Source organism: Flavobacterium frigidum (assembly GCF_048286795.2).
This window is the reverse complement of sequence record NZ_JBLVPT020000010.1, coordinates 26,431-41,588: the sequence shown is the minus strand read 5'-3', so window position 1 is coordinate 41,588 and position 15,158 is coordinate 26,431. Positions and strand designations below refer to the sequence as shown.

The following is a 15,158-nucleotide window of genomic DNA, read 5'->3' as shown; positions in this document are numbered from 1 at the left end:
GTAATACCACTTGGCTATTTGAGTTTTTAATCTGTTTTCTATATTTTTTTTAATACTCGGTTAAACCTTTTGTCCTCGAAATGGTCTAATGAAAAATGCGTATTGATATTTGTATGTACAAACGTTAAATATAGATTAACAAAATCTCAAATTTCGTTTGTATCAACTAAATTTGCTTTAACCATAATTTTTAAACCTTAACCTACTTTACTTTTTACTTATGAAAATTAAACATATAGTTTACGCCTTGTTAACCATAGCAATTATTGGATTTATTGGCTATAGAATCACCGAAAACAAGAGTGCAAATACTGATTCAAAAGATCCAAAAGCAAAAGGGAAATCGATTAATGTGACAGGAATTGTGGCAACTCCACAAACATTTGATAACAATTTATCACTTTCTGGCTCTATTGAAGCCAATGAACAAGTAGAAATTCGCAGTGAAGTATCTGGAATTGTAGAAGCTATTTATTTTCAAGAAGGCAGTACTGTGAGTAAAGGACAGGTGCTTTTTAAAGTAAATGATTTAGAATTAAGAGCACAATTGCGACAAACTTCCACCAGAGAAGGATTGGCATCAGAAAACGAAAGAAGAGCCAAATTATTATTACAAAAAGAAGCCATCAGTCAGGAAGAATATGATTTGGCACGAGCTGATTTAAAATCGGCGCAAGCCCAAAGCCAGTTGATTAGAGCACAAATTGCCAAAACAGCTGTCAGAGCTCCATTTTCAGGAAGAATAGGTTTGCGTTCTATTTCACCGGGTACCTACATTACACCAGCCATATTAGTAGCAAAACTAGTAAATACTGGAAAATTGAAAATCACTTTTTCAATTCCAGAAAAATATGCCACTCAGGTAAAAACAAATACCAATATCACGTTTACCATTTCTGGATCTACTGAAAAATTTACTGCAAAAGTGTATGCTATTGAGCCTGAAGTGGCTGTAGCTACCAGAACATTACAAGTTCGTGCCATTACTGATAACAAAAACGGAAAACTGTTGCCAGGCACATTTGCTGATGTAGAATTACCGTTAGACATCATTAAAGATGCCATTGTAGTTCCTACAGAAGCTATAATCCCAGTACAAAATGGTAAAAAAGTTTTTATTTCTAGTAACGGTCAAGCCAAAGAAGTGATGATAGAAACCGCAACACGAACAGATGCTTCAATCTTAGTGCTTTCTGGTTTGAAAGCTGGTGATACCATCATTACTAGTGGTGTAATGTCTTTAAAAAATGAAACTCCGGTTACTGTTAAAATTAAATAGTTGAGAAATTAGATTTCTTCGAAAACATTAAAAATCTAAAATCAGCAATCAAAAATCTAAAATCTAAATGAGTTTATCCACAACAAGTATTAGAAGACCCGTATTTACCATTGTAATCAATTTATCGATTGTATTATTTGGATTAATTGGGTACAGTTTTCTGGGTGTACGAGAATTTCCATCTATTGATCCTGCTCAAGTGTCTATTAGCACACGATATGCTGGTGCAAATTCAGATATCATTGAATCCCAAATCACCGAACCATTAGAAAAAGCAATCAACTCTATCGATGGTATTCGAAACGTTACTTCATCGAGTGCACAAGGAAGTAGCAACATCACTATCGAATTTAATCTGGATAAAGATTTAGAGGAAGCTGCTAATGATGTGCGGGATAAAGTCTCACAAGCCGTTCGAAACCTTCCACAAGATATTGATTCCCCACCTGTTGTGTCTAAGGCAGATGCCAATGGTGAAGCCATCATTTCAATGACGGTTCAAAGTGATACTAGAAACGCATTAGAATTAAGTGATTATGCCGAAAATGTAATTTCACAACGATTAGAAACTATTCCGGGAGTAAGTGGAGTCCAAATTTGGGGACAAAAACGATATGCCATGCGTTTGTGGATCGATCCTGTGAAACTGGCCTCCTACGGTTGCACTGTTTCTGAAGTGAGAGCTGCTTTAAACAAGCAAAATGTAGAATTACCATCAGGTAAACTAACAGGAAATAATACGGAGTTAACGGTGAAAACAGTGGGAAACCTTTCTACTCCCGAAGAATTCAATAACATCATTATTCGTACCGAAGGAGAAAAAGTAGTACGTTTTAGCGATGTTGGAAACGCAAGTCTTGGTCCAGAAAACACCGAAACCAAAATGACACAATCTGGAACGCCATTAGTTGGAGTTGCAATTGTACCGCTTCCTGGAGCTAATTATTTAGATATTTCTACCGCTTTTTACAAAGAGTTTGCACGTTTAAAAAAGGATTTACCCAAGGATATCAAACTGAATATAGCCATTGACAATACCGTTTTTGTTAAAAAATCGGTAATTGAAGTTGCAGAAACACTGGGAATTTCAATTATTTTGGTAATTTTAATTATCTATTTATTCTTTAGAGATTGGGCCATTGCGTTTAGACCTTTAATTGATATTCCTGTTTCGTTGATTGCTACTTTCTTTATTATGTGGCTTTTTGGTTTCTCCATCAATGTATTGACTTTATTAGCAATCGTTCTGGCAACAGGCTTGGTTGTTGATGATGGAATTGTAGTCACCGAGAATATTTTCAAAAAAGTAGAAGAAGGGATGTCGCCTATTGAGGCAGCTATAAAAGGATCTAATGAAATATTTTTTGCGGTAATTTCGATTTCTATCACATTAGCAGCGGTGTTTTTGCCCGTGATTTTCCTCGAAGGATTTGTCGGGCGATTGTTTAGGGAATTTGGCGTCGTCATTGGCGCTGCAGTATTAATTTCGGCTTTTGTATCGTTGACATTAACACCTATGTTGAACGCTTATTTGATGAAAGGCGGCGAACAAAAAAAATCTAAATTCTATATTCGTACAGAACCTTATTTTCAAAAATTAAATAGTGGATACGCTAGTTCATTAAGTCGTTTTATGAAAAAGAAATGGTTGAGTTTCCCTATTTTGATTGCATGTTTTGGTTTAATATATTTATTTTTCAATCTTTTACAAAAAGAAACGGCACCCTATGATGATCGTAGTGGTTTTGTATTGCGAATGTCTACTCCCGAAGGTTCTTCTTATGAATACACCGATCGATTCATGCAAGAAATTTCACAGTTGGTAGATGACTCCATTCCGGGTAAGAAAGTTGCTTTAGTTATTACCTCTCCTGGTTTTGGATCTTCCTCTGTAAACAGCGGATTCATTCGAGTTTCTTTGGTACAACCCAATGAGAGAAAAGAATCTCAAAAAGAAATTGCGGAGAAATTGACCAAATGGACCAAACAATACCCCGATGCCAAAACCTCTGTAATTGAGCAACCTACTATCGCTGTGAACAGACGAGGTGGATTGCCAATTCAATATATTATTCAGGCACCTAACTTTAAAAAACTAGAAGAAAAAATTCCAGTTTTTATGGATGAAGTTTCAAAAAATGAAACATTTGCCATCAGTGATGTGAATTTAAAATTCAATAAACCAGAGGTAAATGTTACTATCGACAGGGAAAAAGCCGAAAGTTTAGGAATTTCAGTTATTGACATTGCGCAAACCTTACAACTGTCATTAAGCGGACAACGTTTTGGTTATTTTATGCAAAATGGTAAGCAATATCAGGTTATTGGGCAATTTGATCAAAAAGACCGCTCGAAACCATTGGATTTAACCTCGATGTATGTCAAGAATAGTATGGGACAACTCATTCAAATGGATAACGTAGTGACTATTGAAGAGAAAAGTAATCCGCCACAGTTGTACCATAATAATCGCTATATGGCCGCAACTATTTCTGCTGGTCTTGCTCCAGGCAAAAGTATAAGTGACGGAATTGATGCAATGAACGACATTAAGGCTAAAGTTTTAGACGATACTTTTACCACAGATTTAGGTGGAGAATCTCGAGATTTTGTTGAAAGTAGCTCAAACACCGCTTTTGCTTTTGGATTGGCTTTGGTATTAATATTTTTAATTCTTGCAGCACAATTTGAAAGCTTCATCGATCCTTTCATCATCATTTTGACCGTTCCTATGGCAGTAGCTGGCGCATTATTCTCCCTATGGTTGTTCGACCAAACTTGGAATATTTTCAGCCAAATTGGAACCGTAATGCTTATAGGTTTGGTAACCAAGAACGGAATCTTAATTGTCGAATTTGCTAACCAGCTTCGAGAACAAGGTAAACCTAAACTAGAAGCAATTTTAGAAGCTTCGGAAGCGCGATTACGACCTATTCTAATGACAAGTTTGGCTATTTCATTGGGAGCTTTACCTATTGCAATGTCTCTTGGGGCTGCTTCTACAAGTAGAATCGGAATGGGAGTTGTAATTGTAGGTGGAACTATTTTCTCTTTAGTTTTAACATTATTTGTAATTCCAGCCATGTATTTAATGTGGTCTAAAGCCAGAAAACACTATCCAGAATTTGATCATATCGAAGAATACGAAAGAGAAGTTAAATAATTTTGAATAAAACGTTGATGCCATAAATACCAAAAATGAAGCTTAATTTTAAAAGTTCACTTTAATATTTCTAGGCAAATAAATACAATTATGAAACATACTAAACGAATATTGTTGCCTTTTGCTTTTCTCTTATTTGGAGTTGTAACATCGAATGCGCAAGAAATTTTGACATTAGAAAATGCAGTAAAAATTGCTTTGGAAAACAATTACGAAATAAAAATTGCTACCAATACGCTATCTATCGAAAAAACAAATGTGGCAATTGGAAATGCCGGAATGTTGCCTACAGTTACTGCAACCGTTCTGGATAACAACAGCATTCAAAACAGTTCCCAGATACGTCAGGACGGAACAAAAACTGAATTAGATAATGCCAAAAATAATAGTTTAACCTATGGTGTAGGTTTAGATTGGACCGTTTTTGACGGAATGCGCATGTTTGCCAGACTAGATCAGTTAAAGGAATTAAAAAAACTGGGTGAAGCGCAATTAAAATTAACCGTAATCACGCGAATCAGTGATGTGAATGCTGCCTATTACGATTTAGTGCAACAGCAACAACAATTAGCCGCTTTGGATACAACAATTGTGATTTCAAACCAGCGATTGACCTTGGCACAAAACAGATTTACTATTGGAAAAGCCTCCAAACTTGAAGTTTTGAATGCCCAAGTCGATTTAAATACAGATCAAGTGGCATTGTTGCGACAAAAAGAATTGTATGCTAACAGTAAAATTTTATTAAATCAGCTAATGGCCAGAGATGTTGCTACAGATTTTAAAGTAATTAATGAACTTGAAGTAGATGCATTATTACTACTTCCTGAACTAAAAGCTTTGGCCGAGAAACAAAATCCCCAATTAGAAGCACAGATTATTAATAAAAGAGTAGCTGAACTAGAACTCAAGCAAATTAAAGCGGCACGCTACCCTACTGTTCGAGTAAATACCGCTTATAATTTTTCTGAAAGTCAATCCAGTCTTGGTTTTGTGGCACAATCCCAATCTAGAGGTTTGAACTATGGTTTTAGTGCTTCATTAAATCTATTTGATGGTTTTGCACAAAATAGAAATGAAAAAATTGCTAAAATTCAAATTGAAAACTCTAAACTTAATATAGACCAGCAAAGTTTAGCTTTAAATACGCAATTGGCAACTTCGTATCAAACGTATATGACTAATTTAGAGTTGATTGCTTTAGAAGAAAAAAACGAAGCTATTGCCAAACAAAATTTGAATATTACTTTAGATAAATTCAGAATTGGGACTATAACAACTTTAGAATTCAGGACAGCACAATTGAATTATGTGAATGCCAAAGTGCGTTACAGTAATGCGCAATTCCAAGGGAAATTATCTGAAATTGCACTTCGCGAGTTGGCAGGAAATCTTATTTTTTAATTTACTTTTGCTAAAAAAAGTATCTTAAATGGTTTCATACAATACAAAAGATTGGTTTACATTTATTTTTCGTTTTCACAAAGCGGACACGTTTAGAACATTGATGCCAATAATGTTTGCTATTGGAGTTTACTCTGGAGTTATTGGTTATTTAGAAGTTGAATATTGGAAGTTAGCCGATACTAGTTATGTGAAAAATATTACCATCATGCACGGAATGCTTGGTTTCGTGATCTCGCTTCTACTCGTTTTTAGAACTAATACCGCTTATGATCGATGGTGGGAAGGACGAAAAATGTGGGGTGCATTAGTAAATAATAGCCGTAATTTTGCCATTAAATTATCTGCAATTTTACATGACGAAAAAGATCGCAAATACTTTCGAAAAATGATTCCCGGTTATGCTTCCATTTTACATAATCATTTAAAGGATGAAGAGACAAGCCAGCAGTTGTTTGATGGTGTTGATTTAGAGATTGATCATCACAAACACAAACCCAATCAAGTCGCAAAAATGTTATTTCAAAAAATTAATGATTTGTATGATTCCAAAAAAATAACTGGCGATCAACTGATTATTTTAAACGAAGAAGTAAAATCATTTACTGATATTTGCGGTGCTTGCGAACGAATCAAAAACACGCCTATCCCCTACTCTTACAGCGCTTTTCTTAAAAAATTCATTTTCTTTTATGTGATGACATTGCCTTTTGGATATTCTTTTAATTTGGGTTATTATGTAGTGCCGGTTGTGGTGTTTATTTTTTATGTATTAGCAAGTTTAGAGTTAATTGCTGAGGAAATTGAAGATCCTTTTGGAAGCGATGAAAATGATTTACCAACTCATAAAATTGCTGAGAACATCAAAAAACATGTGGAAGAATTGCTGTAAAATTGCCTAATTCTGCTTTAAAAAGGTTTTAAAACTTTGTTCTCTACTCACTTTGAACCTCAAGAAACATTAATTATATTTGCATCCGAGACTTAAGGTCGAACTGACGATGTACTCTCATTAAAATTGACAGATGAAAATATCTTATAACTGGTTAAAACAATTCATTAAAATAGACTGTAAATCGGAAGAAACAGCAGCTTTACTAACTGATTTAGGTCTGGAAGTAGAAATTGTTGACAAATACCAATCGGTAAAAGGCGGCTTGGAAGGAATTGTTGTAGGACATGTACTTACTTGCATACAGCATCCAGACGCCGACCGACTAAAAATAACTACCGTAGATATAGGAAATGGTGTTCCTGTACAAATTGTTTGCGGTGCTACTAATGTGGCTGCAGGACAAAAAGTACCTGTTGCAACAATAGGAACTATTTTATACGATGCAACTGGTGCTGCTTTTACAATAAAAAAAGGAAAAATTCGTGGACAAGAAAGTCATGGAATGATCTGTGCCGAAGATGAGTTAGGCCTTGGTGAAAGCCATGACGGAATTATGATTTTGGACGAAACATTAGCACCGGGAACTCCTGCTGCAACGGTTTTTAAAATAGAAAATGACGAAGTTTTTGAAATTGGATTAACACCCAATCGTGCCGATGCGATGAGTCATTTAGGAACTGCTAGAGATTTAAGAGCCGGGATGCTACAAAATGGCGTAAATGTAGAGCTTATCACACCTTCTGTTAGCAATTTTAGAGTAGACAAAAGAACGCTCAAAATTGATATTGACTTAAAAGAACCTAAACTTGCACCGAGATATTGCGGGGTTACCATCTCAGGAATTGAAGTAAAACCTTCTCCAGCTTGGTTGCAAAACAGGCTTAAAGCCATTGGATTAAATCCAAAAAATAATATTGTCGATGTAACAAATTATGTTTTACATGAATTGGGACAACCACTGCATGCATTTGATGCTTCGAAAATTAATGGTAAAATAGTAGTGCAAACACTACCTGCAGGTACAAAATTTACTACACTTGATGACATTGAAAGGACACTTCACGAGGAAGATTTAATGATTTGCGATGAAAAAGGACCTTTGTGCATTGCTGGTGTTTTTGGTGGTAAAAAATCAGGAGTTTCAGAAAATACCAATGCTATATTTTTAGAAAGCGCCTACTTTAACCCAGTAAGTATTCGTAAAACAGCAAAGAGACATCAATTAAATACTGATGCCTCGTTCCGTTTTGAACGCGGAATTGATCCTAATATTACGGAATATGCGTTGAAACGCGCTGCTCTTTTAATACAAGAAGTAGCTGGCGGAGAAATAACGTCAGATGTAGTCAATGTATACCCAAAGAAAATCCAAGACTTTTCTGTGTTTTTGAACTTTAGTAAAGTAGCCAAAATCATTGGTCAAGAATTACCAAAAGATACCATTAAAAAAATATTAGTTTCACTGGACATTAAAGTCAATAGCGTTTCTGATGCAGGATTAGGATTGACTATTCCATCGTATCGCGTTGACGTTCAGAGAGAAATTGATGTGATTGAAGAATTATTACGAGTTTACGGATACAACAACATTGATTTTTCTAAAAAATTGAATGCTACAGTTTCTAAGTCACCTCGAAATGAAGATTATAAAATACAGAATGTGATTGCCTCACAATTGAACTCTCAAGGTTTCAATGAAATGATGGCAAATTCATTAACATCGGCTTCTTATGTAGCGCTTTCGGAGACTTTAAATCCAGCAAACAATGTGACCATGTTAAATCCTTTAAGCGCTGATTTAGCTACGATGCGTCAATCTTTGTTATTCTCTGGGCTTGAAGCGATCTCGTATAATATCAATCGTAAAAACTCCGATTTGAAGTTATTTGAATTTGGAAAAACATACCACAATTATCTTGCAGGTTATGAAGAGAAAAAACATTTGACTTTATTTCTATCTGGTAACAGAACACAGGAAAATTGGACTAATGCACAAAAGCCATCTGATTTTTTTATGTTTAAAGGATATGTAAATGGAATTCTATCTAGACTTGGCATCCAAAAAACACAAAACATGCCCGTAACTTCGGATGTTTTCTCGGAGGGAATTGCAATTAGTGTTGGGACGGAAATAGTGGTTGAATTAGGAGTAGTAAAAAAATCGATAGGTAAACATTTTGGAATCAAACAAGAAGTATTTTTTGCAGATTTTAACTGGAATTTAATTTTAAAATTAATAGCTACCAAAATAAAATATACTGAGATTCCAAAATATCCAGAAGTTCGAAGAGATTTAGCACTACTAATTGATCAAGCCGTAACGTATGATAGTATTTATACAATTGCGCGTCAAACAGAAAAAACGCTTTTAAAAGACATCAATTTATTTGATGTGTACGAAGGGAATAATCTTCCGGAAGGAAAAAAATCATATGCTTTGAGTTTCACAATCCAAGACAGTGCCAAAACACTGACTGATGTGCAAATTGATAAAATTATGAACAAATTACAAACGAATTTTGAAACAGAACTTGGTGCTGTTTTGAGGTAGTTATTTCATTAAAAGTAAAATCCCGATACTCTAAATTAAAGTATCGGGATTTTTATTTACAAGCTTCTAATGACAAATTCACTTCTTCGGTTGAGCTCATGCTCCTCCTCGGTGCAGCTTTCTTCGGGAATACATTTTACAATTTGAACTGATTCTCCGTAGCCTTTTGCAAAAATTTGTTTTGGTGAAATTCCTTGCTCTAAAAAGTAATCTCTAGTAGCCTGTGCTCTTTTTTGGGATAAATCTTTATTAAAATTTCCATTACCTCTGTTGTCTGTGTGGGAACCTATTTCCACTATCATTTCTGGATATTTTTTCATCAAAGCAACAACTTTATTCAAGATAGTTTTAGAGTCTTTTCTGATGTACCACAAATTATAATCAAAATAAATAGGATCAGTCTTGATTATTAAGCGTTCTCTATCTTTTACAACATCTTTTTCATTTGCTAAAATAGTAGCAACTTTTTCAATTTTTTTAGCTTCAACTAATTCTTGATTTCTTTTTACAGTTAGTGCAATGCTTTTTATTTTCTCAGCCTGAGCTACTTTTTCTTTTTCTTGTTGCAAAGCCAAAGCAGTCAGTCTATTTCTTTCTTCTTCCTCTAAAACAAGTTGTTGCTCTCGTTTAATGGCCTCATTTGATTTAATTTGCATGGAAGCATCATTGTTTTTTTTGCGCTCAGCATTAATTACTATTTTTTTGGATGCGGAAGTATAATTGTCCTTTTCTGCAGTAATTTTATAAGTGACTTTACATAAAACTTCAAAACTTAATTTACCTTCGCTAGTTGTTATGCTGCGTTGTACTATTTCACCATCAGCGTTTTGTAATTGAACCACAACATTATCTAATGGTAATTTAGTATCAATATCAGTAATGATTCCGGTTATATACTGCTTACAATCTTCAATAATCAATGGTTTCTCCTCTGTAAAAGAATAAATATCGTCGCTTCCTTGACCTCCTAAGCGGTTAGAAGAGAAAAAACCCTCCTTTGTATCGGAATTGATAAAAAAAGCAAAATCATCATATCCTGAGTTTATGGGTAACCCAACATTTTCAGCTCGTGTAGGAACTCCATTTTGCAAAGCCGAAACAAATATATCTAATGCACCATACCCTTCATGTCCATTTGACGAAAAATACAATTTGTTGTCTTTTGAAACAAATGGAAATTGCTCTTTTCGAGCAGTATTTACCAAATTGCCAAGATTAACAGGTACTCCAAAAGTATCTCCGTAAATTTCTACAGAAAAAATATCAAATGAACCGAGTGTTCCCGGCATGTCTGAAGCAAAATACAATGTTTTTTCATCAATGCTTAATACTGGATGTTCCGTTGAATAATTATCATTATTAAAAGGCAAAGAAATGATATTTGTCCATTTTCCGTTATTCCATGAAGCCCTGAACAACTGTAAATTGGAAACTTTATCTTTATTTTTTCCGCGTCTGCCTTTTTTATAGTTATTTCTGGTGAAAAACATGGTTTTTCCATCTTTTGTAAATACAGCATTAGATTCATGCATAGTTGTATTTATTTTACTGTCAAAACTAGTGGCTATTGAGTCCACTGCGTTTACATTGCGTAACGGAATTGTCATCAAATCAAGATAGGATTCTCCATTCCATTTGAAACGTTTATCAAACATACCCATTTTAGATTTGACACCAGCAAAAACAAATGTATCGTTAGTTACAAAACCTCCAAACTCGGTGTTTGGTGTGTTTATTTTTAGATTTTTAATTTGATATCTTTCACCTATCGCAGTAACATTTTCAAGAACTTGAAGCCCTTTTTGGTATCGAATCAAAATGTCTTTATCCGATAAGGAAGCATAATATTTTTGCAATACAGCACTAGCATCATTATACTTCCCAGATGCTTTTAAAGTTTGTGAATATTTAAAATAATATTCATCTCCAATTTCACTTCCAAAATTTGTGATTAAAAGTTTGTAATAGTACTGAGCAGTGTTAAAATCATTGGTATAATAGTAGCAGTCAGCAAGGTTTTTAAGTACAATTTGCGAAGTATTATCTTGAATAATTGATTTGTACAATGGAATTGCTTCATTGTAAAAAGTGCGTTCAAAAAGTCGGTTAGCTCTTTTTAGATTGTCGTCTTGAGCCTGTAATAATTGGATGGAAAATACCAATAGTAGCAAGTATATTTTTTTCATAATTTATGTCTTAGAAAAATCGTGGAGATTTATCGTATCCTCTACTGGATAAATCAAAATTAAACAATACAAAAATCTCATGGGTTCCCGAATTGAATTCTCCTAGGCTAGAGGTGTTGTAATCATAAGCGTACCCAACACGAATACTGGGCGTAGCTTTTACATTCATCATTGCACTTACAGAATCTCCAAGTCGATATGCTGCTCCAAACTCAAATTTTTCATTGTACAAAACATTTGCAGTGACATCAAGAGATATTGGCGCACCTGAAACGTATTTTGACATAAGAGCTGGCTTAAATTTGAATTGTTCTGATACTTTAAATACATATCCAGCTGTTAGGAAAACATGGGTGTTTTCTCTGCTAAAGGAATTGGTACCCGACCTATTTTCAAATTGTTTTGTTGCTAATAAATTTGGGGCAGATAAACCCACATAATAATTGTTTGTAAAATAAAATGCTCCGACACCTACATTTGGCATGATATCATTTCTGTTTTCTGAAAAAGCATCATCTGTTCCTAGATTACCACTTTCAAAAACAAAGCCATCAAAATTAGTTTGCAAATTGGTAAACCCTGCTTTTACTCCAAAGGATACTTTGTGATTGTTATTAAACTCTAGCAAATAAGCAAAATCTGCAAAAAAATTATTCTCTTTTTTCACTCCTCCACCAATATCATCAGATATTAATGAAAACCCTACTTCTACTTTTTTATTGACTGGCATGTGAGCAAATAATGTCAATGTTTTCGGCGCGCCCACAGCGCCCACCCACTGGGATCTGTACAAGGCACCCAAATTTAAATCAGACTCTATGCCTGTAGCATAAGCAGGATTCAAAACACTCATATTATACATGTATTGGGTATATTGAGGGTCTTGTTGTGCTGTTAATTTTGTAATTATCAAGAAAAGACTTGAAAGTAGTATGAACTTTTTCATGTACTATTTTTTAAAAAATAAAAGATTGTTATCTATTCAAATAAAAACGTCCTTGCTTAGGGGAAATGCTTCCTTTATTGAAATGAATAACATAAAAATAAACTCCTTCAGGCGCTTTTCCGCTGCTACTTGTTTTGGAGTCTGATGAAGTACCATCCCATCTTGGCTTGTTTTTATTAGCCGTATACATGAGACTTCCGTATCTGTTGAATATTTCTAATACATAATTGGGATAAATAAAATCAATATCTGGAATAGAAAAAGTATCGTTTATGCCATCTCCATTGGGCGAAAACCCATCAGATATAAAAAATTCTGGAGTTGCATCACAATTGGTAAGTGAAACTGTTACTTGTAAAGGAGTTGTTGAAAAACAACTGTTTGCATTTGTTGAATCAAAACCATAATAAATTCCATTATCTCGCAGTAATGCTGTGTTAGATAACAAATTTCCTCCCGTAGCAGCATCATACCATTTTACAGTTCCATTTAAAGTTACATTATTGGATAAACTTTGAATAGTAGGCAGATCTAACCCACAAAATTTTTCTCCATTTTGAAGTAGTACAGGTGTTTGCAATTCATTTATAACAACTTGTGCTAGAGCCAAACCAGATTCACACCCTGTAGTTGCATTTACCTCTTTTACATAATAATTTCCTGATTGTAATACCGTTGTGGCAGGCAGTGCAGTAGTACTCGTTATAGAATTATACCACCTGTACTGAGAGCCATTAGGTACTAGATTAGCTATGGTTGCATTTTGCACTTTACAAAATTCTTGATTACTAGTCGATGGTACATTTGGCAAGGCATTAATTACGATATTTTTAGTATTGGTATTCATCGCAGCAGAACAGCCTGTACTAGAATCTGAAAAACTTATTAGGTTAAATGATGAAATCCCTGAATTTGGGATAAATGAACTAGGAATGGTATAACTTGTCCGCCCAGCATTTACCATTAAAGGAACCATTTGAACCCCAATATTATTTGCACCAGATAAAGAATAATTAATTGTAATTGCAGTTAAAGCTCCTAATCCCGAGAGCTCCACTACAACTGGCTGACCTGCACAAACTTCCTTTATACTTACAATTAAATTACTACTATCAGGCAGGGCTTTAACCAAGAAAGATTTAGACAAAGTCGCTGAATTGGTACAATTTGTGGCCAAATTAGTAATTCTGGTAATTGTAAAGTTGGTAGTTCCCGCATTAGGAATTTGAGATGAAGGAATTTGGAACGATGCAACTCCTGCAACTACCGAAATTGCAATAGTTTGATTAACAAGACTATTACTTCCAGATAGAGTATACACAATACTATAATCCCCATCTGTTAGATTCCATGGTCCCGATAATACTACATTTGCATTTGTTAATTGACATACAGGGTCAATTTGAATAGTAGCATTATTAATTTGCGGAATAGGATTTATTCGCACTACCCCAGAAATAGTAGGAAGTATATTAGTACAAATTCCTAATGAAGATTCACTTACTATATTTGAAATGGAAACGGTATAATTACCAGATGTGCTAAAACTACTTGCTGCTAAAGGAAAAGTAAAAACGTTATTAGTAAAGTTTTTAGTTGTTGAAAAAACATTGGTATTACCAGAAATGGTATAGGTTACCGTATAGTCTCCATTAGGAATATTAACTACATCTCTAATTGATGCTGTAAATGAGGTGGAAGCTAATTCGTTTTCACAAATTGGAGCATTTACTTGCAAAGTGGCGCCTGTATAATCCAGTTGCTTTTCTAAAGTAATAAATAAAACAGACGTTTGATCGTCACAAACATTATTATCTGAAAAAACAGTATAGGTAAATCGATACAAACCGGGACCACGTGTATTGTAAATGTTTTGAATATCAATAATAGAATCGGTATCATCATTATTGTCTAGTTCATCCGTACTATTCTCTTTCCATAAACCACCTGCATCCTCGCCTGTAAGACCATCAAAAAGATTATAACTCCTATAAGAATTCAACTCGTTTGAACACAATTTTACTTCATCGGGGATTCCAGCAATAGGAGAACGATAAATAGTTACAAATATTTTTACATCAGGTGGAGCTGGACAAGAGCCTATTGCTGGTATAGAATAGGTATATTCATACGTGCTACCTGGAATTAAATTTGTGGTATTTAGGGTATTATTTGATAAACCAAGATTAGTGGTATTTCCTACCCAAGTACCTCCTATTTGTGGAGGTAGAAAATCTCCATTAAACGCTTCAAATAAATTATAAGCGGATTCTGTATTGCAAATAGAGGAATTGGCACCAGGAACTCCCGTATATCCGCCTATGTTTACCGTTATGATAGCAGTATCACTGCAACCTGATGTACTTGTTACTGTGTAGGAATACCTATATGTTCCGCTACGGCGAATTAATTGAGCATTTAAAATCCCAGTGGTTCGATTTAGTCCTCCAGATCTATCCTCATCTTTCCAAATTCCGCCAGATGTATGCAAACCTAGTTGCGCATTAAGATCTATGCTTTTACTAGATACATTTGTAATATCACAAATATCTAATGCTACATTGTCAGTACCAGCTATTCCATTACATTGACTATAAGAAATATGTGTAGCTGCAAAAAAAAAGAAGAAATAAAAAATTTTATAAATATCGAAAGGTAATTTTTTATTCATGTTTAAAATGTTTAAACAAAATTACACTTTTTTTTAACATTTTTTTACAAAATGTTTATTTAT

General features: G+C 34.3%; 8 protein-coding genes. 5 read left to right on the top strand and 3 right to left on the bottom strand.

Annotation, left to right across the window (positions count from 1 at the left end):
- The first annotated feature begins 220 nt into the window (after window positions 1-220).
- The 5 genes from ACNQGB_RS10955 (at window position 221) to pheT (ending at window position 9,292) form a co-directional block, all read left to right on the top strand.
- Window positions 221-1,279: an efflux RND transporter periplasmic adaptor subunit gene (locus ACNQGB_RS10955; RefSeq protein WP_417943896.1), complete on the top strand. Its 1,059-nt coding sequence runs from the start codon at window positions 221-223 to the stop codon at window positions 1,277-1,279.
- 67 nt (window positions 1,280-1,346) lie between these two features.
- Window positions 1,347-4,442 carry an efflux RND transporter permease subunit gene (locus ACNQGB_RS10950; protein ID WP_417943897.1) on the top strand — a complete coding sequence of 1,032 codons (3,096 nt, stop codon included), beginning with the start codon at window positions 1,347-1,349 and terminating at the stop codon, window positions 4,440-4,442.
- A gap of 90 nt (window positions 4,443-4,532) precedes the next feature.
- Window positions 4,533-5,846, top strand: a complete 1,314-nt coding sequence (locus ACNQGB_RS10945; protein ID WP_417943898.1) for a TolC family protein — start codon at window positions 4,533-4,535, stop codon at window positions 5,844-5,846.
- A gap of 28 nt (window positions 5,847-5,874) precedes the next feature.
- On the top strand, window positions 5,875-6,738 hold the full coding sequence (locus ACNQGB_RS10940) for a bestrophin family protein (RefSeq protein ID WP_417943899.1): 864 nt from the start codon (window positions 5,875-5,877) through the stop codon (window positions 6,736-6,738).
- 133 nt (window positions 6,739-6,871) lie between these two features.
- Entirely contained in the window at window positions 6,872-9,292 is a 2,421-nt protein-coding gene (gene pheT, locus ACNQGB_RS10935) for a phenylalanine--tRNA ligase subunit beta (protein WP_417943900.1), read from the top strand.
- Window positions 9,293-9,348: 56 nt separating this feature from the next.
- Here the strand turns inward: pheT and ACNQGB_RS10930 are convergent, their stop codons facing one another.
- Genes ACNQGB_RS10930 through ACNQGB_RS10920 form a run of 3 tightly spaced genes read right to left on the bottom strand, consistent with a single transcriptional unit; the run spans window position 9,349 to window position 15,095 of the window.
- Window positions 9,349-11,478 carry an OmpA family protein gene (locus ACNQGB_RS10930; RefSeq protein WP_417943901.1) on the bottom strand — a complete coding sequence of 710 codons (2,130 nt, stop codon included), beginning with the start codon at window positions 11,476-11,478 and terminating at the stop codon, window positions 9,349-9,351.
- Window positions 11,479-11,488: 10 nt separating this feature from the next.
- Window positions 11,489-12,424 carry a PorP/SprF family type IX secretion system membrane protein gene (locus ACNQGB_RS10925; protein ID WP_417943902.1) on the bottom strand — a complete coding sequence of 312 codons (936 nt, stop codon included), beginning with the start codon at window positions 12,422-12,424 and terminating at the stop codon, window positions 11,489-11,491.
- Between the two features lie 28 nt (window positions 12,425-12,452).
- Window positions 12,453-15,095 (bottom strand): gliding motility-associated C-terminal domain-containing protein, encoded by a 2,643-nt coding sequence (locus ACNQGB_RS10920; RefSeq protein ID WP_417943903.1) that lies wholly within the window; start codon window positions 15,093-15,095, stop codon window positions 12,453-12,455.
- Window positions 15,096-15,158 lie beyond the last annotated feature (63 nt).